Origin of the sequence: Brevundimonas sp. (assembly GCF_046299535.1) — a bacterium.
GTDB lineage: Bacteria > Pseudomonadota > Alphaproteobacteria > Caulobacterales > Caulobacteraceae > Brevundimonas.
On the sequence record NZ_JBKBIB010000014.1, the window covers coordinates 23363 to 44066 of the forward strand.

General features: G+C 67.4%; 23 protein-coding genes. 18 read left to right on the forward strand and 5 right to left on the reverse strand.

Annotated features, from left to right (window positions below):
* Positions 1–152: 152 nt before the first annotated feature.
* Complete coding sequence (gene hmgA, locus ACK4FB_RS12125; protein ID WP_409752516.1) at positions 153–1466, reverse strand: homogentisate 1,2-dioxygenase; 1314 nt, start codon at positions 1464–1466, stop codon at positions 153–155.
* 245 nt (positions 1467–1711) lie between these two features.
* Here hmgA and ACK4FB_RS12130 point away from each other — a divergent pair, with 245 nt between their 5' ends.
* Positions 1712–2173, forward strand: a complete 462-nt coding sequence (locus ACK4FB_RS12130; RefSeq protein WP_409752519.1) for a hypothetical protein — start codon at positions 1712–1714, stop codon at positions 2171–2173.
* On the opposite strand, the gene ACK4FB_RS12135 is transcribed toward ACK4FB_RS12130, so the two are convergent.
* Entirely contained in the window at positions 2170–2526 is a 357-nt protein-coding gene (locus ACK4FB_RS12135; RefSeq protein ID WP_409752522.1) for a response regulator, read from the reverse strand. The genes ACK4FB_RS12130 and ACK4FB_RS12135 overlap by 4 nt on opposite strands.
* Positions 2527–2539: 13 nt before the next feature.
* Positions 2540–4012 (reverse strand): PAS domain-containing protein, encoded by a 1473-nt coding sequence (locus ACK4FB_RS12140; protein ID WP_409752525.1) that lies wholly within the window; start codon positions 4010–4012, stop codon positions 2540–2542.
* A gap of 220 nt (positions 4013–4232) precedes the next feature.
* Here ACK4FB_RS12140 and ACK4FB_RS12145 point away from each other — a divergent pair, with 220 nt between their 5' ends.
* The 17 genes from ACK4FB_RS12145 (at position 4233) to tdh (ending at position 18277) form a co-directional block, all read left to right on the forward strand.
* On the forward strand, positions 4233–4946 hold the full coding sequence (locus ACK4FB_RS12145) for a TorF family putative porin (RefSeq protein WP_409752528.1): 714 nt from the start codon (positions 4233–4235) through the stop codon (positions 4944–4946).
* A 53-nt stretch (positions 4947–4999) separates the two neighbouring features.
* Positions 5000–6955, forward strand: coding sequence for a methyl-accepting chemotaxis protein (locus ACK4FB_RS12150; protein WP_409752531.1), 1956 nt, complete (start codon positions 5000–5002; stop codon positions 6953–6955).
* Positions 6955–7233, forward strand: a complete 279-nt coding sequence (locus ACK4FB_RS12155) for an STAS domain-containing protein (protein ID WP_409752534.1) — start codon at positions 6955–6957, stop codon at positions 7231–7233. The genes ACK4FB_RS12150 and ACK4FB_RS12155 overlap by 1 nt, the downstream gene beginning before the upstream one ends.
* Positions 7230–7592 carry a response regulator gene (locus ACK4FB_RS12160; protein WP_409752537.1) on the forward strand — a complete coding sequence of 121 codons (363 nt, stop codon included), beginning with the start codon at positions 7230–7232 and terminating at the stop codon, positions 7590–7592. The genes ACK4FB_RS12155 and ACK4FB_RS12160 overlap by 4 nt, the downstream gene beginning before the upstream one ends.
* A gap of 13 nt (positions 7593–7605) precedes the next feature.
* Positions 7606–9813: a chemotaxis protein CheA gene (locus ACK4FB_RS12165; RefSeq protein WP_409752540.1), complete on the forward strand. Its 2208-nt coding sequence runs from the start codon at positions 7606–7608 to the stop codon at positions 9811–9813.
* Positions 9814–9816: 3 nt separating this feature from the next.
* Positions 9817–10284, forward strand: a complete 468-nt coding sequence (locus ACK4FB_RS12170; protein ID WP_409752543.1) for a chemotaxis protein CheW — start codon at positions 9817–9819, stop codon at positions 10282–10284.
* Positions 10281–11165 carry a CheR family methyltransferase gene (locus tag ACK4FB_RS12175; RefSeq protein ID WP_409752546.1) on the forward strand — a complete coding sequence of 295 codons (885 nt, stop codon included), beginning with the start codon at positions 10281–10283 and terminating at the stop codon, positions 11163–11165. Before ACK4FB_RS12170 ends, ACK4FB_RS12175 begins: the two co-directional genes overlap by 4 nt.
* Positions 11162–12214, forward strand: a complete 1053-nt coding sequence (locus ACK4FB_RS12180; protein WP_409752549.1) for a chemotaxis response regulator protein-glutamate methylesterase — start codon at positions 11162–11164, stop codon at positions 12212–12214. The genes ACK4FB_RS12175 and ACK4FB_RS12180 overlap by 4 nt, the downstream gene beginning before the upstream one ends.
* A 1-nt stretch (position 12215) precedes the next feature.
* The gene (locus ACK4FB_RS12185; RefSeq protein ID WP_021697277.1) at positions 12216–12605 is read left to right on the forward strand and encodes a response regulator; all 390 of its coding nucleotides are present in this window, start codon (positions 12216–12218) and stop codon (positions 12603–12605) included.
* Positions 12605–13150, forward strand: a complete 546-nt coding sequence (locus ACK4FB_RS12190; RefSeq protein ID WP_409752705.1) for a chemotaxis protein CheD — start codon at positions 12605–12607, stop codon at positions 13148–13150. Before ACK4FB_RS12185 ends, ACK4FB_RS12190 begins: the two co-directional genes overlap by 1 nt.
* Positions 13150–13485 (forward strand): hypothetical protein, encoded by a 336-nt coding sequence (locus tag ACK4FB_RS12195; protein WP_409752552.1) that lies wholly within the window; start codon positions 13150–13152, stop codon positions 13483–13485. The genes ACK4FB_RS12190 and ACK4FB_RS12195 overlap by 1 nt, the downstream gene beginning before the upstream one ends.
* 4 nt (positions 13486–13489) lie before the next feature.
* Positions 13490–14089 (forward strand): two-component system response regulator, encoded by a 600-nt coding sequence (locus ACK4FB_RS12200; RefSeq protein WP_409752555.1) that lies wholly within the window; start codon positions 13490–13492, stop codon positions 14087–14089.
* Positions 14086–14559, forward strand: coding sequence for a hypothetical protein (locus tag ACK4FB_RS12205; protein ID WP_409752558.1), 474 nt, complete (start codon positions 14086–14088; stop codon positions 14557–14559). Before ACK4FB_RS12200 ends, ACK4FB_RS12205 begins: the two co-directional genes overlap by 4 nt.
* On the forward strand, positions 14556–14954 hold the full coding sequence (locus ACK4FB_RS12210; RefSeq protein ID WP_409752561.1) for a hypothetical protein: 399 nt from the start codon (positions 14556–14558) through the stop codon (positions 14952–14954). The genes ACK4FB_RS12205 and ACK4FB_RS12210 overlap by 4 nt, the downstream gene beginning before the upstream one ends.
* Before the next feature lie 60 nt (positions 14955–15014).
* Complete coding sequence (locus tag ACK4FB_RS12215; RefSeq protein ID WP_409752564.1) at positions 15015–15926, forward strand: DUF4232 domain-containing protein; 912 nt, start codon at positions 15015–15017, stop codon at positions 15924–15926.
* A 71-nt stretch (positions 15927–15997) separates the two neighbouring features.
* Positions 15998–17188: a glycine C-acetyltransferase gene (locus ACK4FB_RS12220; RefSeq protein ID WP_409752567.1), complete on the forward strand. Its 1191-nt coding sequence runs from the start codon at positions 15998–16000 to the stop codon at positions 17186–17188.
* A 48-nt stretch (positions 17189–17236) separates the two neighbouring features.
* Positions 17237–18277, forward strand: coding sequence for an L-threonine 3-dehydrogenase (tdh, locus tag ACK4FB_RS12225; protein WP_409752708.1), 1041 nt, complete (start codon positions 17237–17239; stop codon positions 18275–18277).
* A gap of 3 nt (positions 18278–18280) precedes the next feature.
* Here tdh and ACK4FB_RS12230 read toward each other — a convergent pair whose 3' ends face one another.
* Positions 18281–18769, reverse strand: coding sequence for a thermonuclease family protein (locus ACK4FB_RS12230; protein WP_409752570.1), 489 nt, complete (start codon positions 18767–18769; stop codon positions 18281–18283).
* A 158-nt stretch (positions 18770–18927) separates the two neighbouring features.
* On the reverse strand, positions 18928–20421 hold the full coding sequence (locus ACK4FB_RS12235; protein ID WP_409752573.1) for a DEAD/DEAH box helicase: 1494 nt from the start codon (positions 20419–20421) through the stop codon (positions 18928–18930).
* Between the last annotated feature and the right edge of the window lie 283 nt (positions 20422–20704).

The following is a 20704-nucleotide window of genomic DNA, read 5'->3' on the forward strand; positions in this document are numbered from 1 at the left end:
GGTTGTTGATTGGCTTTCAGCAGTTACGGACTCGTGGGATCGGTTTTCGGACGCTTCCATGCGTTTGCGGCCCCCTTCTAAGTCCTCCCGATCAATAACAGGGCCTGGCACTCCCCGCTATGGGTCGGCAGCGGTCTCTGCTCCGCCCGGACCTATCCCACCGTCCCCTTCTCGAACCCCGTCCAGACGTCGTCGTAGTCCAGCTGCATGGCCGGGGTCTCGACGGCCCAGGCCGTGGGGCGGAAGACCCAGCGGCTTTCGAACATGAAGGCCAGGGTGTTGTCGATCTTGTGGGGCTTGAGGTCCGCCTTGATCGCCTTGTCATAGGCGGCCTGGTCCGGGCCGTGGCCGCTCATGCAGTTGTGCAGGGACGCGCCGCCGGGGGCGAAGCCCCCGCCTTCCTTGGCGTCGTACGCGCCGTGGATCAGGCCCATGAACTCGCTCATGACGTTCCTGTGGAACCACGGCGGGCGGAAGGTGTCCTCGGCCACCATCCAGCGGGGCGGGAAGACGACGAAGTCGCAGTTGGCTGTGCCCGGGGTGTCCGACGGGCTGGTCAGCACCGTGAAGATCGACGGGTCGGGGTGGTCGAAGCTGACCGTGTTGATGGTGTTGAAATTGGCCAGGTCGTATTTATACGGCGCGTGATTGCCGTGCCAGGCGACCACGTCCAGCGGTGAGTGATCCAGCTGGGTCGCCCACAGGCCGCCGAGGAATTTCTGGATCATCTGCACCGGGCGGTCCATGTCCTCGAACCAGGCGACCGGGGTCAGGAAGTCGCGCGGGTTGGCCAGGCCGTTGGCGCCGATGGGGCCCAGGTCGGGCAGGCGGAAGGGCTCGCCGTAATTCTCGCACACATAGCCGCGGGCGGAGCCGTCCGGCAGATCGACCCGGAAGCGCACGCCGCGCGGGATGACCACGATCTCGCCGGGGCGGGCGTCGATGCGGCCCATCTCGGTGAACAGGGCCAGGGCGCCGTCTTGGGGCACGATCAGCAGTTCGCCGTCGGCGTTGTAGAACACGCGGTCCTTCATGGAGGCGTTGGCGGCGTACAGGTGGACGCCGATGCCGGCGGTGGCCGCCGCGTCGCCGTTGCCTACACAGGTGACCAGCCCGTCCACCCAGTCGGTGGGCGCCTCGGGCAGGGGCAGGGGATCCCAGCGCAGGCGGTTGGGCGTCGGCGGCTGTTCGGTGAAGGGGCCGGTGCGGATCAGGCGACCGCCGTCATAGGGGGAATAGGCGCCGTGGTTGGCGCTGGGCCGCAGGCGGTACAGCCACGAGCGGCGATTGGCGTGGCGCGGGGCGGTGAAGGCCGTGCCCGACAGCTGTTCGGCGTACAGACCGAAGGGCGTCTTTTGCGGCGAGTTGCGGCCCTGGGGCAGGGCGCCGGCCACAGCCTCTGTCGCAACGTGATTGCCGAAGCCGGGCATGTAGCCTTCGGGGGCGCCGGAAAGGGCTTGGGTCATGAGGGTCGATCTCCCGTCGCGCCCGCGCCACGGCGAGCGATCCTTGTTTGCGATCAGGCATAAAGGGTTGGCGGGCGCGGCGCCAACCCTTGCCCGCGTCTAACATTGTCCACCGGTTACCTTGGCCTGCGAAAGTCAATAACGCGGATGGTAGAACTGTGGTCACGCAATAATGAGCTTACACAGGGTGCAAATGTATGTGGATTGTGCATTTCTGTTATCAGGGAAACTGTTCAGGGTGAGGAATGCCTGCGCCGACGGAAGCACGCATCCGTGAGAACTACAGCCGCGTCGCGCCGGCTTTGTTATCAGCGTTAACTGACTATCTCATTGTTTCCAGGCGGCAAGCGAATGACCTGGATCAGCAGCTTGTGTTGCTAGTCATTATGCTCCGCAGCGCCATGGCGCGGGGCTTTGCAGATCTGCCATCGGACAAGGTGTTGTCGGGCGACCTGGACTCCCTGCCGACCCTCTGGACCAATATCCGTTCCATCGCCGATTCCACCGGCATTCCGCGTGAAACGGTGCGGCGCAAGGTCAATGAACTCATCCAGGCCGGGCAGGTGAAGCGCTCGGGTCAGCTACTGACCATCACGCCCAAGGTGTTTGTGGAAAACCGCTTTGCGGTGGACAAGTTCATCCGGCTTGCGGCTGTCAGCCACGTGACCATCCAGACCATGGTCGAAAAGGACGACGGAGCGGGCTAGGTCATCCTGGCCTTCAGGGCGTCGGCCACGACGGATGACAGCACAGGCTTGGCGAAGAACACGCTGTCTTCCACGCCCTGCGCCTCCCACTGGCTGCGGTCATTCCCGGAGATATAGATGACCGCCATGGCGGGATTGACGGCCCGGGCATGGCGAGCCACGTCGAAACCGGTCTCCTCCGCAGAAAGGTTCAGGTCCACGATCAGGCCGTCGAGCTGGGCGCCTTCCTCATCCAGACGGGCGCGGGCGCTGGCCGGGTCGCTGGCCATCACCACCTGGAATCCGGCGCGCGTCAGTTCGGCCTCGAGGGTGAACAGCACCAGGGTTTCATCTTCGACCACAAGAATACGCATGGGATCCCTCAGTTCATGAAGCCGCGCCGGAACGGGTCCAGGCGGAATGGCCAAGCGGAAACTCGAAACAGAAGGCCGAGACCCTTTCCCGGCGGATCACGCGCCAGCGTCCTCCGAACTCATGGCGGACGGCGTGGTCGAACAGGCGGTGGGCGAAGTGGTCACCTGTCTGGCCGAAATCACGCGCCAATGGCGATATCCAGATCAGATGGAGACAGCCGGCGCGCTGGTGTGCCCGGATTCGCGGCGTTGTCGAACCCGACTCCGGCTCCGGGTTCGAAATTTGCAGCAACTCGTGAAACATCAAGCCCAGGGTGATCGCGGCTTTTGGCCTGAGCGTGGCGCCGCCGCCGGACCCCCCCAAACGCGCGGCCATTCCGGTCCGTTGCGCCACCCCCCTGAGAAGACCGGCCAGAGACACATCAGGGCCTTCCGTGGTCAGCGCCGCGTTCACCGCGGCCAGCGCCGCCAATCGCCCTGCGAAAATGGCCCTGAATTGCTCCAGCGAACCGGCGTGGACGGCGCTTTGTTCCGCCAAGGCCAGCACCACCGCCAGGGTGTTGCCCTGACAGTGAGCCAGTTCCTCGCGCAGGAAGCTCTGAACGGCGCGGTCCCGCACCTGCCGGGTTACATCCTGACCGCGGCAGAAGATGGCTTCAACCGCGCCGTCGTCGTTGGTCAGGGGCTGAAGGGTGATGTCGAGGAAATGTTCTTCGTCGTCGGCCTTCATGCGGAAGGAAACGGCCTGCGCCATATAGGGCTGTCCAGTGCGGCGCACCTCGTCCATCCGGCGCACCATGTCCCGTCCGCGGTCGGACCATACCACATCCCTGATCGAGCGCCCCAGGAGCTGCGGCTCCCCGAACAGCCGCCGCGCGGCGGGGTTAATCAACTCAAACACATGGTCGGGGCCGACCACCAGCGACATCAGGTCCGTGGTCTGATCGAATATCTGCCCCAGGCGTCGCCGCTCGGCCCAGACCAGAGACCCTCCGCCCGCAGGTTCAGGCTCAGCCTCTCCACGGACTTCCCGCACCGCCGAGGTGACCTCGTGCGACGTCAGCAGCAAGCTGGGCCGGCCGTTCAGGTCAAGGGGTGACGCCGACAGGCTCCACCAGGCTTCGCGGGGCGGATGTTCGCGGGTTTTCTGAACGTCGTACCGGAAGATGGGCGCCCGGGTGACCCTGCCGGTGGCCAGCGCGCAGCGCACCGTGTCGAGAATGATGCGGCGGCTGGCGGCGCGCCGGGCGTCGAGGCCCAGAAGACTGGCGGCCAGGGACTGCCCCGTCAGAGGGCCAGCCTCGTCAGGGTTGGCCGCGTGGAAGGCGGCGTTGGCGAACAGGATGGTCTGGTCCTCGGCCAACAGGATGTGGAAGTCGGGCGAGGCGTCCAGAACCTCGATGAGCTCGCGCCCGGCCGTATAATGCGGCGTCGGGGTTGCAGAGCCCGAAATTCCGCTGCCGCGCGGCGCTTTACCCTGGTCCATCGAAGTCGTTTAAAGCGAGTAACGATGTTTTCCCATGACATAAGCGATGACACCGGTGTCGAAAATCATTCGCAAGGACCCATTTTGGGTCACAGTCCCGGCCGCAGAGCGCCGCTATTTCGATTTTGGTAAGGACTGACCGCCTAAACCCGAAATGTAGAACGCGTATATTTTCAGCAAGTCCGTATTTCTCCAAGTAGAATACTAGGTGAGGTTTACTTTGACTAAAGCTTATTTTGGAGCCGCGTGTATTGCGGCTATAACATCGGTCGCCGTTTCGGCGATCTCCCCCAGTTCCGCGCAAGCCCAGTCGACATCGCCGACCATCAACTGGTCGGGGGAACTCGGCATTGCGAGCGAGTATGTCGGCAAAGGTCTGGGCAAGAGCGATGGCGATCCCAGCATTTTCGGGGGCGTCCAGGCCGCCTACGGCAGCTTCTACGCCAAGGTCTGGGCCTCCACGGCCGACCTGCCGCAGGGCTCGACCGCCGAAATCGTGTCGTCGATCGGCTACAAGACCCGCTGGGCGGGCAACGGCCTGAATTTCTCCGTGGTCAACCGGGACCTGCCGGGCACGCGCTCGGGCATCGACAGCAACTTTTTCGAGTTTCAGGGCGACATCAGTCGCCGTATGGGCCCGGTGAACACCCGCCTGCGCGTCAACTATACGCCAGACGGTTTCTCGGCCACTGAAGAGGCCTGGTGGATCGAGCTGAACGGTTCGGTGAATGTGGCCCAGGGCACGACCGTAAGCGCCGCCGTCGCCAATCGCATGGCGGAAAACGGCGCCGACTACAACGCCTGGAATATCGGCGTGACCCGCACCCTCGTTGAGAATCTGGCCCTGGACGTGCGCTGGTACGACACCGACGGACATTTCCGCAGCCCCGCTTACGACGGCCGCCTCGTGGCCGCCCTGACCGCATCCTTCTGACAACGACAATCCGGCGGCGCCCCCGCTTCGAGATCCTCTGAAAGGCAGTTCCCGTGAAGCTGAACAACATCAAGATCGGCCATAAACTGGCCCTTGCCTTCGCCGCGGTGGTGGCCGTCATCGCCGTCATGGGCGTGACAGTCTTTCTGAATGTGGTGGAGCTGGAAAAGGCCCAGGAAGCGCGGGGCATCGCCAATCAGAACCTCCGCTTCACGACCGAAGCGCAGTTCTATCTGGGCCGGCAGGAGAACTCCTATCGGGGTTACCTGCTGTCCGGAGACCCCTATTACATCGAAAGGCTGGACGCTCACCGCGACAACTTTCTGGCCAAGCTGAACGAGGTCGAGACCCGGTCGGCCGCCTATCCGGAGGTCCTTGAACTCCTGACCCAGGCCGAGGCCGCCCGCAGCGCCTGGGAAGTCAATGTGGTCCAGGTTGGTCAGGCGCTGCGCGCGGATCCCGCCACCGCCGCGCAGGCGATCGCGATGGTCGGTCGTGACGGTGTGGCGGATACCTACATCGATCCGGTTGAGGAAGCCCTGGACGCCCTGATCGCAATTGAAACGACCCAACTGGCCGCGGCCCAGGCGCGCCAGGCCCAGGCCGCCTCCATGGCCCAGACCGTCCTGATCGCCGGCGTCGTCCTTGCCGCCCTGATCGCGGGGGCCCTGGGTCTGCTGATGACCCGCAGCATCGCAAATCCGGTGGTCAGCATGACCTCTGTGATGCGCAAGCTGGCCGGTGGCGACAAGACCGTCGAGATCCTGGGAGCCGGACGCAAGGACGAGATCGGCGACATGTCCGCCGCCGTCCTGGCCTTCAAGGACGCCGCCATCGCCAATGACCGTCTGGAAGGCGAAGCCGCCGACCAGCGCCGCATGACCGAGGCCGAACGGGCCCGCGCCGAGGCCGAGCGCGCCGAGGCCGCCCGCCAGCAGGCCGCCGTGGTCGACGCCCTGGCCGAAGGTCTGGAGCAACTGAGCAAGGGCAACCTGACCTATCGCCTGACCCAGACCTTCCCCGAGGAGTATCTGAAGCTGCAGAGCGATTTCAACGCGGCCATGGGCCAGCTCAAGGACGCCATGGCCACCGTGGTCAACAACGTGGCCGCCATCCGCTCCGGCGCCGGCGAAATCAGCCAGGCCTCTGACGACCTGTCGCGCCGCACGGAGCAGCAGGCCGCCAGCCTGGAGGAAACCGCCGCCGCCCTGGACCAGATCACGGCCACGGTCCGCAAGACCGCCTCGGGCGCCAAGCAGTGCTCCGACGTGGTGCTGGCCGCGCGCGGCGACGCCGAGAAGAGCGGCGAGATCGTCCGCGACGCCGTGGGCGCCATGAGCGCCATCGAACAGTCCTCGACCCAGATCAGCCAGATTATCGGTGTGATCGACGAGATCGCTTTCCAGACCAATCTGCTGGCCCTGAACGCCGGCGTCGAGGCGGCGCGGGCTGGAGACGCGGGTCGTGGTTTCGCGGTGGTGGCGTCCGAAGTGCGGGCCCTGGCCCAGCGCTCGGCCGACGCGGCCAAGGAAATCAAGACCCTGATCTCGTCCTCCGGGACCCAGGTCGGCGCCGGCGTCAACCTGGTCGGCCAGACCGGCGAGGCCCTGAACCGCATCGTTCAGCGGGTGGCCGAGATCGACGGACTGGTTTCCGAAATCGCCGCCTCCGCCCAGGAGCAGGCCACGGGCCTTCAGCAGGTCAACACCGCCGTCAACCAGATGGATCAGGTGACCCAGCAGAACGCCGCCATGGTCGAGGAATCCACCGCCGCCAGCCACTCCCTGGCCCAGGAAGCGGACGCGCTGGACCAGTCGGTCTCGCGCTTCCAGATCGAGGAGCAGGGCCGCAGGGCTTCCGCTCCGGCGCCGGCTCCGGCCCAGCACAAGCCGGCGGCGAAGCCCTCCGCTGTCCAGCGCACCGTCACGGCCCTGAAGGCCATGGGCGCCGGCGGCGCGGCCCGCAAGCTCGAGACCGTGGCCGCCGAAGACGGCTGGGAGGAATTCTGATGACGGCCGTGCGCCTGCCGGCGGTGCTGGATATCCGCGCCGCCGGCCCCCTCCGGGATGATCTGCTGGCCCTGCGCGGGTCGGACATCACCCTGGACGGGGGCGAGGTGGAGCGGATCGGCGGCCTGTGTCTGCAGGTGCTGATCAGCGCGAAGAAGACCTGGGCCATGGACGACAAGGCGCTGACGCTGGCGCCGGTGTCCGAGGCCCTGACCGAACAACTCGCCGCCTATGGCTGCGCGGACCTGAACATTGATCTCGTTGGGGCGACAGGATGAAGACCGTATTGACCGTCGATGACTCGCGCACCATGCGGGACATGCTGATGATGGCTCTCAAGGACGCCGGCTACAACGTCATCCAGGCGGAGGACGGGGTGCATGGTCTGGAGACCCTGAAGGCGCAAGGCGCCGATGTGGTCATCACCGACATCAACATGCCGCGCATGGATGGTTTCGGCTTCATCGAGGGCATGCGCGCCGATCCCGAGTATCGGGGCACGCCCATCCTGGTCCTGACTACCGAAAGCGACGCCGCCAAGAAGCAGCGCGCCCGGGACGCGGGCGCGACCGGCTGGATCGTCAAGCCGTTCGATCCGGTCAAGCTGGTGGACGCCGTTCGCCGGGTCGCGGCCTGAGCAGGAGCGCAAGATGACCGACGATCCCTTCGAAGCGATCAAGGCGACCTTCTTCCAGGAGTGCGAGGAACTGCTCGCCGACCTGGAGAGCGGCCTGCTGGCGCTGGAAAACGGCGAAGGCGACGACGAGACCATCAACGCGGTGTTCCGCGCGGTGCACTCGGTGAAAGGCGGCGCCGGGGCCTTCGGCATGGAGGCGCTGGTTCGCTTCGCCCATGTCTTCGAGACCCTGATGGATGAGCTGCGTGCTGGCCGCAAGCCCTGCGACGACGCCACCATAAAGACCCTGCTTCGCGCTTCCGACGTGCTGAACGACCATGTGAGCGCCGCCCGCGGCGCGGGCGCTCCGGTGGACGAAGCCCGCTCGGCCGCGCTGGTGGCCGAACTGGAGGCGCTGACCCACGGCGGCGACGCGGCGCCCCCGGCGCCCGCGCCGGAAGCGGACGAGGATGAGTTCGGCTTCAGGCCGGTCCAGTTCGACCCCATGGATCTGGGGCCGGCCCCGGCTCCCGCCGAATCCGGCCACGGCGAGTGGACCGTCGTGTTCCAGCCCAATGCGGCCCTGTACGCCAAGGCCAATGACGCGGGCCTGCTGCTGCGCGAACTGGCCCGGCTGGGCGAGGCGACGATCGAGATCGACGCCAGCGGCGTGCCTACCCTCGACGCCCTGGAGCCTGAAGAGGGCTGCCTGACCTGGACCATCCGCCTGAAAGGCGCGGTGGAGGAGGCGGCGATCCGTGACGTGTTCGAGTTCGTCGATGGGGACTGCGATCTGGCCATTCTGCGCGACGGTGCGAACGCGCCGGTCGCCGAGCCCGCCGAGCCCGCCGAGCCCGCCGCTCCCGCCGAACCTGATCTGGACATCGCCGCCCTGCTGGCAGCAGCCCAGGCGCCGGCGCCTGTGGAGCCCGCCGCCCCCGCACCCGTCGAACCGGCGGCCCTGACCGCAGCGCCGGCGCCAGAGGCCAAGACGCCGCCGGCCGCGCCTGAAGCGGCCGCCAATTCGCCGGCGATCCAGGCCCCGGCGACCATTCGCGTCGATCTGGACCGGGTGGACCGCCTGATCAACCTGGTGGGGGAACTGGTGATCCAGCAGGCCGTGCTGGCCCAGCGCGTGAGCGAGACCGCCATGGTCCGCGCCACGGGTGTCGGGCAGGGTCTTGAGGATCTGGAGCTGCTGACGCGCGAGATCCAGGACAGCGTCATGGCCATCCGCGCCCAGCCCGTGAAATCGGTGTTCCAGCGCATGCCGCGGCTGGTGCGCGAAGTGGCCCAGATGACCGGCAAGCAGGTGCGTCTGGTCACCGAGGGCGAGGCCACGGAAGTGGACAAGACGGTCGTGGAGCGTCTGGCGGAGCCCATCACCCACATGCTGCGCAACGCCATCGATCATGGCCTCGAGAAGCCCGAGAAGCGGGTGGCCGCCGGCAAGCCCGCAGAGGGCCAGGTGCGCCTGGCGGCCCTGCACCGCTCGGGCCGCATCGTCATCGAAATCTCCGACGACGGGGCGGGCATCAACCGCGAACGGGTTCTGGGAATCGCCATTGAAAAGGGCCTGATCGAGCCCGAGGCCCAGCTCACCGACGAACAGATCGATAATCTCATCTTCATGCCCGGCTTCTCGACCGCCGAGACCATTTCCGACGTCTCGGGCCGGGGCGTGGGCATGGACGTGGTGAAGCGCTCCATCCAGTCCCTGGGCGGGCGCATCGCGATCACCAGCAAGCCGGGCGAAGGCTCCACCTTCACCATGAGCCTGCCGCTGACCCTGGCGGTGCTGGACGGCATGGTGGTCACGAGCACGGAGCAGACCCTGGTCGCGCCCCTGGCGGCCATCGTCGAGAGCCTGACCCCCCGCGCCGAGGATATCCACCGGGTCGGGGGCCATACGCCGGTGATCCGCTTCCGGGACGAGTTCGTCCCCCTGGTGGATGTGGCCGCGACCCTGGGCTTCGGCACGGGCCCTGAGCCCGCCTCCACCGGGGTGGCCTTGATCGTGGAAGCCGAGGGCGGCGCCAAGGCGGCCCTGCTGGTGGACGCCATCCAGGGCCAGCGCCAGGTGGTCATCAAGAGCCTTGAGACCAACTACCAGGCCATCGACGGCGTGGCCGCCGCCACCATCCTCGGCGACGGCCGCGTGGCCCTGATTCTCGACATCGACGCCCTCGTCTCGAACACGCGCCGTTCGGTGCGCAAACCTGACCTCAAGCTCGCGAGCTGATCCATGACAGACACGACCATCCAGACCGGCGCCCGGCGCGAACTGATCGCCTTCCGCATCGGCGAACAGGAATTCTGCGTGGACATCATGGCCGTACGGGAGATCCGCGGCTGGACTCCCGCCACGCCGTTGCCCCGCACGCCCGGCTACATGAAGGGCGTCATCAACCTGCGCGGCGCGGTGCTGCCGATCATCGACCTGTCGGGCCGGTTCGGCCTGGGGGTCACCGAGCCCAGCGCGCGCCACGTGATCATGGTGGTGCACATCCGCGAACGGACCGTGGGCCTGCTGGTCGACGCGGTGTCCGACATCCTGCAACTGACCGACGACCAGGTTCAGCCCACCCCCGACGTGGCGGCCGACGAGGTCAAGGCGTTCGTGAAGGGCATCTTCGCCATCGACGGCCGGATGATCAGCCTGATCGCCCTGGACCGCATCCTGCCGACCGAGCCGGAGGCCGAAGCAGCATGACCCCGACCGCCGACAGGGTGCGCCCGGCGAAGGAGACCTCGCTGGTGCAGGGCGAGTTCGCCTTCACCACCGAGGATTTCCGTCACATCGCCCAGGTGCTGCATTCCCATGCCGGCATCGCCCTGACCGAGGCCAAGGCGGCCCTGGTCTATTCGCGCCTGGCCAAGCGGCTGCGCGCCCTGGGGCTGCGCAGTTTCCGGGAATACTGCGCCCTCATCGACGGCGCCGACGGCCTGGACGAACGTCAGGCCATGTTCGCCGCCCTGACCACCAATGTGACGCGCTTCTACCGCGAGCCGCACCATTTCGATCACCTCCGTGATCACGTGATGCCGGCCCTGGCCGAGCGCGCGCGTCAGGGCGGCCGTGTCCGCCTGTGGTCCGCGGCCTGCTCGAACGGGCAGGAACCCTATTCCATGGCCCTGACGGTCCTGTCGGTCCTGCCCGAGGCGGCGGACCTGGACGTGCGCATCCTGGCCACGGACATCGATCCCAACATGGTCGCCGAAGGGCGTCAGGGTCTCTATTCGGCCGAAGCGCTCGAGCCTGTGCCGGACACCCTGCGCACTCGCTGGTTCAAGCGTGAAACCGGCGGCGACCGCATGCTGTACGCCGCGGCGCCCGAGCTGCGTCGGATGGTCACCTTCAACGAACTGAACCTGATCGGCGACTGGCCCATGAGGGGCAAGTTCGACGTGATCTTCTGCCGCAACGTGGTGATCTATTTCGACGACCAGACCCAGGAAAAGGTGTGGAGCCGTTTCCTGCCAATGATGAACCCCGGCGGCACGCTCTACATCGGCCACTCGGAGCGCGTCTCGGGGCCTGCGACGGCCCGCCTGCGCACCAGCGGCCTGACCACCTATGAGGCGCTGTCATGACCGTGACTGTTCTGGTGGTGGACGACTCCCCGACCATGCGCGGTCTGATCTCGGCCGCCCTGAAGCGCGATCCGGAGATCGAGGTGCTGGGCACGGCGGGCGATCCGCTGGAGGCGCGCGACACCATCAAGCGGCTGAACCCCGACGTCATCACCCTGGACGTCGAGATGCCCAACATGAACGGGCTGGAGTTTCTCGAGAAGATCATGCGCCTGCGGCCGATGCCGGTGGTCATGGTCTCGACCCTGACCCAGGCGGGCGCCGAGGTGACCCTGGCGGCGCTGGAACTGGGCGCCGTGGACGCCGTGGGCAAGCCGTCAGGCGGGGTGACCGCCATTGAGGCGTTCGCCGATCTGCCCCAGCGCGTGAAGGCCGCGGCCGGCGCCCGCGTTCGGCCAGTGAGCGAGGCCAGGGGACCCACGGTCGACGCCGCCTGGCGCGCCCGCCCGGATCACGTGGTGGCGCTCGGCGCCTCTACCGGGGGCGTTGAAGCCCTGATCACCGTGCTCTCGTCCTTTCCGGCGAACTGCCCGCCCACCGTCATCACCCAGCATATGCCGGCCACCTTCACCAGGAGCTTCGCTGCGCGGCTGGACAAGCTGTGCGCCGCCTCGGTCAAGGAGGCTGAGGACGGGGACGTGTTGCTGCCCGGCCGCATCTTCCTGGCGCCCGGCGGAGAGGCCCATCTGGAAGTATCGCGCGGATCCTCGCCACGATGCCGGCTGCGCGCCGCCGACACGGTCAGCGGCCATCGCCCCTCGGTGGACGTGCTGTTCGAGTCCGTCGCCCGGCTTGAGCAAAAGGCAGTGGGGGTCATCCTCACCGGCATGGGCCGCGACGGAGCTCAGGGCTTGCTCGCCATGCGTCAGGCCGGCGCCCGGACCTTGGGTCAGGATGAGGCGTCCAGCGTCGTCTACGGCATGCCCCGCGCCGCGCAGGAGATCGGCGCCGTCGAGCGCCAGCTGCCTCTGGGCCGTATCGGCTCCGTCATTCTTGATCTTGTTTCCGCCGCCTCCCCGGCCGCTTCCAAGCCTTCAGAGGTTCACTGACATGCCTGCCGCCTCCGCCATCCAGACCCTGATCGTGGACGACCAGCTGACGATGCGCAGCCTGATCCGCGCCAGCCTGCAGCAGATCGGCGTCGTCAATCTGCGTGAGGCCAACGACGGCGAGGAGGCGCTTCGCGCCATGATCGCCCAGCCGGCGCATCTGGTGATTTCGGACTTCAACATGCCGAATCTGGATGGCCTTGGTCTGCTGCGCGCCATCCGCGCCCATCCGCCCACCAGCAAGTCGGCCTTCATCATGCTGACCGGCCGGGCCGATAAGGAGCTGGTCCAGCGCGCCGTGCAGTTCGGCGTCAATAATTACCTCGTGAAACCCTTCACCGCCGGTCAGCTGAAGGAGAAGATCGAGGGCGTCTTCGGTCCGCTGACATGATGGATGCGGCCACCCTTTCGGAACTCCCCGCCTCGGTGCGCCTGCATGTGGGGCAGGGCGAGCACCTGATCACCGGCGATCCGCAGGTGATGCTGACCACCATCCTGGGGTCGTGCGTGGCCATGTGTCTGCGCGATCCGGTCGCCCGGATCGGCGGCATGAATCATTTCCTGCTGCCCTCGGGCCGCACGGACGGCGCTGACGAAGGCCGCCGCTACGGCGCCTACGCCATGGAAGTGCTGATCAACGGGGTGCTGTCCGCCGGAGGCCGACGTGACCGGCTGGAAGCCAAGCTTTTCGGCGGCGGGCGAATGTTCGACGGTCTGGCCGACGTGGGTGTGGCCAATGCGAATTTCGCGGAGAAATTCCTGGCCGACGAAGGCATCCCGATCATCGCCTCCAGCCTGCGCGGGCACGGCGCCCGGCGGGTCCAGTTCTGGCCCAATAGCGGTCGCGCGTTGCAGAAGTCGGTCAGCGACCGGCCGCTCGAGCGTCCCGTTCCGCCCCCGGTCGTCGCCGACTCGGGCGAACTGGAGCTGTTCTGATGACCGTCGACGCCCGTTTCCTGGCCGCCCTGGCCGAAGAAATCGCGCACGGCCGCGTGATGGCGGAATCCCTGGCCCCCCTGCTGTCGGCCGCGCCGTCCGCGGGCGCGCCGGACACCATCGTCCGGGCCCAGGCCCTGGATATGCTCGTGCAGCATCTGGATGCGCTCGCCGCGATGGCCGCCCGTGTGGGTCAGGGCGATGATCCGCAGGACGCGGTGGTGGCGGCCCCGTTGGGCGGGCTGGTGGAACGCATGTGCGTCGCCCTTGCCGGGGAAAGAACCGTGACGACTTCTCATCCGCCCCCCTCGGGCGACCTGATGCTGTTCGACTGATCCCATGTCCCGCGCCATCTCCCCCGACACACGCATCAATCTGGAGCGCACCGCCGCCCTGCTGATCAACGACAATCCTCAGGGCCTCGATATCCTGAGCTCGATTGTTCAGGGTTTCGGCCTGAAGGAGCAGATCAAGTGCGCCTCGCCGGACGACGCGAGAGCCGTGATCAAGCGCCGCTCGGTGGACATGGTGATGGTGGAGTGCGCCTCGTCCACCGACAGTTGTGACTTCGTACGCTGGATGCGGCGCGACGGCCCCAAGACCAGCGCCTATACGCCCGTCATCATCCTGACCGGTCACGCGTCGGAAGGCTTCGTGACCCAGAGCCGCGACTGCGGCGCCAGCTTCGTCGTGACCAAGCCCCTGACCCCCATGGTGCTTCTGCAGAGAATCCTGTGGCTGACCAAAGACCAGCGTGAGTGGGTCGAGTGCGACACCTACATCGGGCCGGACCGCCGCGTGCGCAACTACGGCCCGCCCCTGGGCATGGCCGGCCGCCGCGCCGGCGACCTGTCCGCCCATGTGGGGGCCGCGCTGGAACCCAACATGGACCAGTCCGACATCGACATGCTCCTCAAACCGCAAAGGGTGGCCCTGTGACCGCCGGATCCGAGAATCCCGCGCGCCTGTTCAAGGTCAGGCCCGCCATCGCCGACCAGATCCGCCTCCCTGGCGGTAAGAAGGTGGGGGAGGCCGTGGCCGCCGCGGATGCGGCGCTGGATGATCAGCGCGCCTCGGCCGTCGAAGGCCTCACCCAGGGGGTGGAACGTCTGGAGGCGCTGTGCCGCGAACGGTCCGATGACGGTTTTGCCTCGGTCTATCCCATCGCCGCAAACCTGGCGGGAACGGCGGGCTTTTTCGAGACGGGACCCTTTTACAAGGCGGTCTACAGCCTGTGCGAACTGACCGAGAAACTGACCGCATCCGGCCGGTGCGACTGGTCGTCGGTGGATGTTCACATCCGCGCCCTTCGCCTGATCCTGACCACGGGATTCGAGGATGGGCCCCCTGCCAGGGCGATGCTGGACGGGCTGTCGTCGCTGGTCCGCCGGGTAGAGGCGACGCCATGAAACCCGTGGTCGAGATTGACGAGGCCCGCCTCCGAATCGTTCTGATCGCCGACGGCGCCGTCATGGCGCGCGACATGAACCAGAGCCTGATCCGCCTGGTGGCCGAGCGGCCCGAGCGCGCTGACCATGATTTCATTCTCGACCTGCGTGAATCCTACGGCGACGGGGCGCACGATGACGTGTTGCGGATCGCCGAGGCCTTCAAGCTCTGTGGGGCCGGAGCCAGGGCGGCGCGGACCTGCTTCATCAGTCTCGATGCAGGCTTCGTGCACTGGGCGCGGACCATGGATTTCTGCTTCGACAACCGGACGCACCATGTGTTCATGACCCTGGAGGAGGCGCATGCCTTCCTGGATCGAAAGCGCGACGAACTGCACGCAGCGGCGGCGGCCTGACCGGCAAGCGGAGCCTTTGCGAGCGAACGGCGTTAACCTTCGGCTTAACCGGAGGCGTCCATGATCACCCGCTCCATCCTGTCCGTTCTTGCCGTATCCTGCCTGGCCTTGAGTGTGGCCGCCTGTTCGCGCGACGAAGCGCCGGTCGAGGCGGTGGAGGACATCCCGGTCGCCGAACAGCCTCCGGCGCCCCCTGCGCCGGAGATCAGCTACGCCTGTGAGAGCGGCCGGTCCCTCAGCGTGCGCTATATGGACTCCGCCAGCGCCGAGGTCACCTATGAAGGCCAGACCTACACCCTGAACATCGCCCGCTCGGCCAGCGGCGCGCGGTATGCGGGGCAGGATCTGGAATGGTGGACTGCGGCCCGGGGCGATCAGGAGACCGCCACCCTCAGCCGCCTCGGCCCCAACGACGACGTGGGTTCCGTCGTGCTGGAGCGCTGTTCGCGGCCAGCCAACACGGTCCTGCCGCCGCGCGCGCCCGACGAAGCCGGGGCCATTGAGATTCTGGACCCGGATATGGCCCCGCCGTGCCGGGGCCCGGCCCTGCGGCTGGCGCGAGAGGGCGGCGATGCGGGCGCGGGCAATCGGCAAGTGGTCCTGTCCCTGACCAACGCCGGTTCGACGGCCTGTTCGGTGCGGGGGTATCCCGGCGTGGTTCTTCGCGACGGGGACGGGGACGATCTGGATCAGGTCCGGGCCGTCCAGCAACTGGGGAACTATTTCCGCGCCGGACAGACGCCGGGCGCGGTGGCGCTGGAGCCGGGCGGGAAGGCTTATTTCGACCTGTCCTACAGCGCCGTGCCCCAGGAAAATCTGGGCGAGACCCGCTGTCCGTCTGTGGCGTCGGTCATCGCCCGGGCGCCGGGAGACACGGCGGACATTCCGCTGGATCTGGAGCTGCAGCCCTGCGGCCGTCAGGTGCGGGTCAGCCCCCTGCGCCCGGTCCGGGACGGCTCGGCGCCCGGCTGAGCACGGGTGGCCTTGGGCGCGGATTCGGCGTAACTCGCGCCCATCGCTGAATCCCCGACCCCGGAGACACCATGCCTGCGCAATTCCATACCCGTGTCCGCGCCGAACTGGACTCCATCGACGAGCAGGGCCTGACGAAGCCGGAGCGGGTGATCGCCTCGCGCCAGGGGCCGGTCATCACCGTGGCGGGGCGAGAGGTCCTGAACTTCTGCGCCAACAACTATCTGGGTCTGGGCGGCGACGCGCGCGTGGCCCAGGCCGGCATCGCAGCCACCGAACGCTGGGGCTCCGGCACCGCCTCGGTGCGCTTCATCTGCGGCACGCTGGAGATCCACAAGGAGCTGGAGGCCGCCATCGCGGGCTATCTTGGCTTTGAGGACGCCATCCTGTTCGCCGCCGCCTTCGACGCCAACGGCGGCATCTTCGAGCCGCTGTTCGGGGAGGAGGACGCCATCGTCTCCGACAGCCTGAACCACGCCTCGATCATCGACGGGGTGCGACTGTGCAAGGCCAGGCGCTACCGTTTCGCCAACTCCGACGTGGACGAACTGGAGGCGAAGCTGAAGGAGGCACGCGCCGCCGGGGCCCGGGACATCATCATCGCCACCGACGGCGCCTTCTCCATGGACGGCTACATCGCCCGGCTGAAGGAGATCCGCGCGCTGGCCGACAAGTATGACGCCCTGATCATGGTGGACGACTGCCACGCAACGGGATTCCTCGGTGAAAAGGGCAGGGGCTCCTACGCCCATCACGGGGTCAAGGTGGACTTCGTCACCGGCACCTTCGGCAAGGCGCTGGGCGGGGCCATGGGCGGCTTCATCTGCGCCACCACCGAAGTGGTCCAGCTGCTGAAGCAGCGGGCGCGGCCCTATCTGTTCTCCAACGCCCTGTCGCCGGCGGTGTGCGGCTCCAGCCTCGAGGCCATCCGCATCGCCCAGGGCGAAGAAGGCGACGCCCTGCGAAAGCGGCTGGCCGCCAACGCCGCCCGCTTCCGGGGCGCCATGACGGAGGCGGGCTTCGACCTGCTGCCCGGCGAGCATCCCATCATCCCGGTGATGCTGGGCGATGCGAAACTGGCGCAGGACTTCGCCGCGCGCATGCTGGAGCTGGGCGTCTATGTGATCGGGTTCTCGTTCCCGGTCGTGCCGCGCGGCGCCGCCCGCATCCGCACCCAGATGTCGGCCGCCCACACCTTCGAGCACATCGACCAGGCGGTCGAAGCCTTCACTACGGCGGGCAGGGAGCTTGGGGTTATCTGACCCGCCGCACGACCCTCAAGGACTCAGGAAGACGACATGACCCAGACCATGAAGGCCCTCGCCAAGACCAAGCCCGCAGAGGGGCTGGAGCTGATCGACGCCCCCGTGCCCGTCGCCGGGCCCGAGGACGTGCTGATCCGTGTCCAGCGCACGGCCATCTGCGGCACTGACATCCACATCTGGAACTGGGACGAGTGGTCCCAGAAGAACGTGCCCGTCCCCATGATCACCGGCCATGAGTTCTCCGGCGAGGTGGTCGCGGTGGGCAAGGACGTGGACCGTCCCATCAGGATCGGCCAGCGGGTCTCGGTCGAGGGCCACGTCATCGACCTGAACAGTGAGGCGGCGCGCGCGGGCCACTTCCATCTGGACCCCGCCACCCGGGGCATCGGCGTGAACCGCCAGGGCGGCTTCGCCGAGTTCGTGGTGGCCCCCGCCTTCAACGTCATCGAACTGCCCGACGAGGTGCCGTGGGAGATCGGCGCCATCCTCGATCCATTCGGCAATGCGGTGCACACGGCGCAGCAATTCGACCTGCTGGGCGAGGATGTGCTGGTCACCGGCGCGGGGCCCATCGGCATGATGGCCGCCGCCGTGGCCCGTCACGCTGGCGCGCGCACCGTGGTGCTGACCGACATTAACGACTTCCGGCTGGAGCTGGCCCAGAAGGTGGCCCCGGGCGTGCGCACGGTGAACACCACCAAGGAAGACCTGCACGACGTGATCCACGAGCTGGGCATGAAGGTGGGCTTCGACGTGGCGCTGGAGATGTCAGGCTCGCCCATCGCCTTCAGGCAGTGCGTCGACACCCTGATCATGGGCGGCGGCATGGCCATGCTGGGCATTCCGTCAAAGCCCATGGAGACCGACTGGGGCGCCATCATCCTCAAGGCCCTGACCATCAAGGGGGTGTACGGCCGCGAGATGTTCACCACCTGGCGCAAGATGCTGGGCCTGCTCAAGGCCGGGCTGGACCTGACCCCGCTGATCACCCACCAGCTGCCCTACGACCGCTTCGAGGACGGCTTCGAGGCCATGAAGTCGGGCCAGTCGGGCAAAGTGGTTCTGGACTGGTCGAAGATCCGCTGACGTTCAGGAGGCGCGCCGCCAGACTTCCGGCGGGGTGAAGCCATAGGCCCAGGCGCCCGCGTTATCGCGGCGGGCCGCCAGTTCCTCCGGGACGTAGCGGTGGGAATAGCGGGTGTAGGCCACCGCGTGGCCCTGACGGACCATGGCCGCGCCGAGGTCCTGCCCGCCCGCGCGGCACACGGCGACGCTGCGGCCATAGCGGTCGCGGTCCATCTCGACACAGTCGACCGGACGCCCGCCTACCAGATTGCGTAGCGCGCTGGCGGAGGCCTGACCGCAGGCGTTGGCGCCGCACATCTGACGCATCTCGAAGGCGTCGACGCCATGCAGGCGGATGCGCTGCCCGCCGATCTCGAGACCGTCGCCGTCGACGATGCGGGCGTGGCCGGAAATGTCGGCCTGCCGCCCAGGGACGATGTCTGCGGCGATCGGGGGCAGGGGCGGTGTGTCGGCGTTGAGCGACGCCCCCACCCAGTCGGGCTTCAGGATCACGGCCACCGCAACGACAGCGACGACGATGACCCCGCGCTCCGCCGCGCTCAGGCGGCGAAAGCGACGGCGACGGCGAAAAGAAAAGGCGCGGCGCATCCGGTGAGGATGGCCGCGCCCTGGTTACCGCCTTGTCAGCGATTGTGGTGAATGGCCGCCGCTTACGCCATTTCAGGCTTGCGGGCGCCGGAGCCGGAGCGGTTGCGGCCGCGGCGCTTCATCTTGAAGTCGCCCTCGACCGCGGGTCGGGGGGCGCGTTCGCCCGCCATGGGGTTATAGGCGGGACGCTCCGGCTGGGCGCGGTCCGCGGACGCGGCGCCGGGCTTGGCCCGACGTTGACGGTGGGGCTGGCCCTTGCCGCCTTCGGGACGCACGCCGTCGCGGTGCGGGTTGCGGTTGCGGCCGCGACCGCCGGGGCCGCGTCCGTCGCCGCGCGGACGCTCGTCGTCCGGCAGGGTGGCCTTCTTGCCGACGCCCGCGGCCATGATGGAGGCGTCCAGCGCCGCCAGGGCCTTGTCGTTGCGGCGATCCCAGCTTTTCAGCTTCTGGCGCGTGACCCGCTCGATGTCGCGCAGCAGCTTCATCTCGTCGGGGGCGCAGAAGCTGACGGCCGAGCCGTCGGCGCCGGCGCGCGCGGTGCGGCCGATGCGGTGCACATAGGCTTCCGGCACGAAGGGCAGCTCGAAGTTGACCACGTGCGAAACGCCGTCCACGTCGATGCCGCGCGCGGCGATGTCGGTGGCGACCAGCACCCGCAGCTTGCCCTTCTTGAAGGCTTCCAGGGCCCGCTCGCGCTGGGACTGGCTCTTGTTGCCGTGGATGGCGCCGGCCTCGACGCCGCCGGCCTCAAGATAGGCGGCGACCTTGTCGGCGCCGTGCTTGGTCTTGGTGAAGACCAGGCAGCGGGTCATGGCCGGATCGGCGAACATCTCCGACAGCAGGGCGCGCTTGCGGCCCTGTTCGACGATGATGACGCTCTGGTTGATGCGCTCGACCGTGGTGGCCTGGGGCGTCACCTGGACCTTGATCGGGTCCTTGAGCAGTTCGCCGGCCAGCTTGCCGATTTCGGTGGGCATGGTGGCCGAGAAGAACAGGTTCTGGCGGCGCGCGGTCATGCGCGAGACCACCTGGCGGATCGGCTTGACGAAGCCGAGGTCCAGCATCTGGTCCGCCTCGTCGAGCACGAAGATCTCGGTGGTCGACAGGTCCAGGGTCTTCTGCTGGACGTGGTCCAAAAGGCGACCCGGGGTGGCCACCAGGATGTCCAGGCCCTGCTGCAGGGCGCGTTCCTGGCCGCCGTACTTCACGCCGCCGAAGATCACGGCCACGCGGAAGCCGAGATTGGCGCCGTAGACCTTGAAGCTGTCGGCGATCTGGCTGGCCAGTTCGCGGGTGGGGGAAAGGATCAGGGCGCGGGTCGTGCGGGGCACGGGCGCCTTACGGTCGGCCGCCAGCCGGTGCAGGATCGGCAGGGCGAAGGCGGCGGTCTTGCCGGTGCCCGTCTGGGCGATGCCCAGCAGGTCCTTGCCCTTCATCACGTCCGGGATGGCCTGGGACTGGATGGGGGTGGGGGTGTGATAGCCTTCGCTGGTCAGAGCCTGCAGAAGGGCCGGATTCAGGCCCATGTCGGCGAAGGGAATAAGGGTCTTGGTCAAAATGGTTCTTTCGCATGCGGCGACGCGCATCAGGCCGGGCTCAAAGCCGAAGGCCGCGCGCCGCCAATCCCGATGAAGTCCGCGAAATGCGGGCCGACGGGAGTGATCGGGCGCCGCCCCGCGTGTCCGGGCGACGAATGAATCTGGAGAAGCCGGCTGCTGCTACAGTCAGGTCTTTTGCTAAAAGACCCACACGCGCTGGAGGCGCCGGAAATCGCGTTTGTGCGATGCAGCACCAGATGGGCGCTAATTGCGGCAGCGTCAAGGCAAAGCTGCAAGAGCC

Coding starts and splice junctions, on each gene's coding strand:
- hmgA (WP_409752516.1), bottom strand. CDS start 1,466: ATGACCCAAGCCCTTTCCGGCGCCCCCGAAGGCTACATGCCCGGCTTC.
- ACK4FB_RS12130 (WP_409752519.1), top strand. CDS start 1,712: ATGCCTGCGCCGACGGAAGCACGCATCCGTGAGAACTACAGCCGCGTC.
- ACK4FB_RS12135 (WP_409752522.1), bottom strand. CDS start 2,526: ATGCGTATTCTTGTGGTCGAAGATGAAACCCTGGTGCTGTTCACCCTC.
- ACK4FB_RS12140 (WP_409752525.1), bottom strand. CDS start 4,012: ATGGACCAGGGTAAAGCGCCGCGCGGCAGCGGAATTTCGGGCTCTGCA.
- ACK4FB_RS12155 (WP_409752534.1), top strand. CDS start 6,955: ATGACGGCCGTGCGCCTGCCGGCGGTGCTGGATATCCGCGCCGCCGGC.
- ACK4FB_RS12160 (WP_409752537.1), top strand. CDS start 7,230: ATGAAGACCGTATTGACCGTCGATGACTCGCGCACCATGCGGGACATG.
- ACK4FB_RS12165 (WP_409752540.1), top strand. CDS start 7,606: ATGACCGACGATCCCTTCGAAGCGATCAAGGCGACCTTCTTCCAGGAG.
- ACK4FB_RS12170 (WP_409752543.1), top strand. CDS start 9,817: ATGACAGACACGACCATCCAGACCGGCGCCCGGCGCGAACTGATCGCC.
- ACK4FB_RS12175 (WP_409752546.1), top strand. CDS start 10,281: ATGACCCCGACCGCCGACAGGGTGCGCCCGGCGAAGGAGACCTCGCTG.
- ACK4FB_RS12180 (WP_409752549.1), top strand. CDS start 11,162: ATGACCGTGACTGTTCTGGTGGTGGACGACTCCCCGACCATGCGCGGT.
- ACK4FB_RS12185 (WP_021697277.1), top strand. CDS start 12,216: ATGCCTGCCGCCTCCGCCATCCAGACCCTGATCGTGGACGACCAGCTG.
- ACK4FB_RS12190 (WP_409752705.1), top strand. CDS start 12,605: ATGGATGCGGCCACCCTTTCGGAACTCCCCGCCTCGGTGCGCCTGCAT.
- ACK4FB_RS12195 (WP_409752552.1), top strand. CDS start 13,150: ATGACCGTCGACGCCCGTTTCCTGGCCGCCCTGGCCGAAGAAATCGCG.
- ACK4FB_RS12200 (WP_409752555.1), top strand. CDS start 13,490: ATGTCCCGCGCCATCTCCCCCGACACACGCATCAATCTGGAGCGCACC.
- ACK4FB_RS12210 (WP_409752561.1), top strand. CDS start 14,556: ATGAAACCCGTGGTCGAGATTGACGAGGCCCGCCTCCGAATCGTTCTG.
- ACK4FB_RS12215 (WP_409752564.1), top strand. CDS start 15,015: ATGATCACCCGCTCCATCCTGTCCGTTCTTGCCGTATCCTGCCTGGCC.
- ACK4FB_RS12220 (WP_409752567.1), top strand. CDS start 15,998: ATGCCTGCGCAATTCCATACCCGTGTCCGCGCCGAACTGGACTCCATC.
- tdh (WP_409752708.1), top strand. CDS start 17,237: ATGAAGGCCCTCGCCAAGACCAAGCCCGCAGAGGGGCTGGAGCTGATC.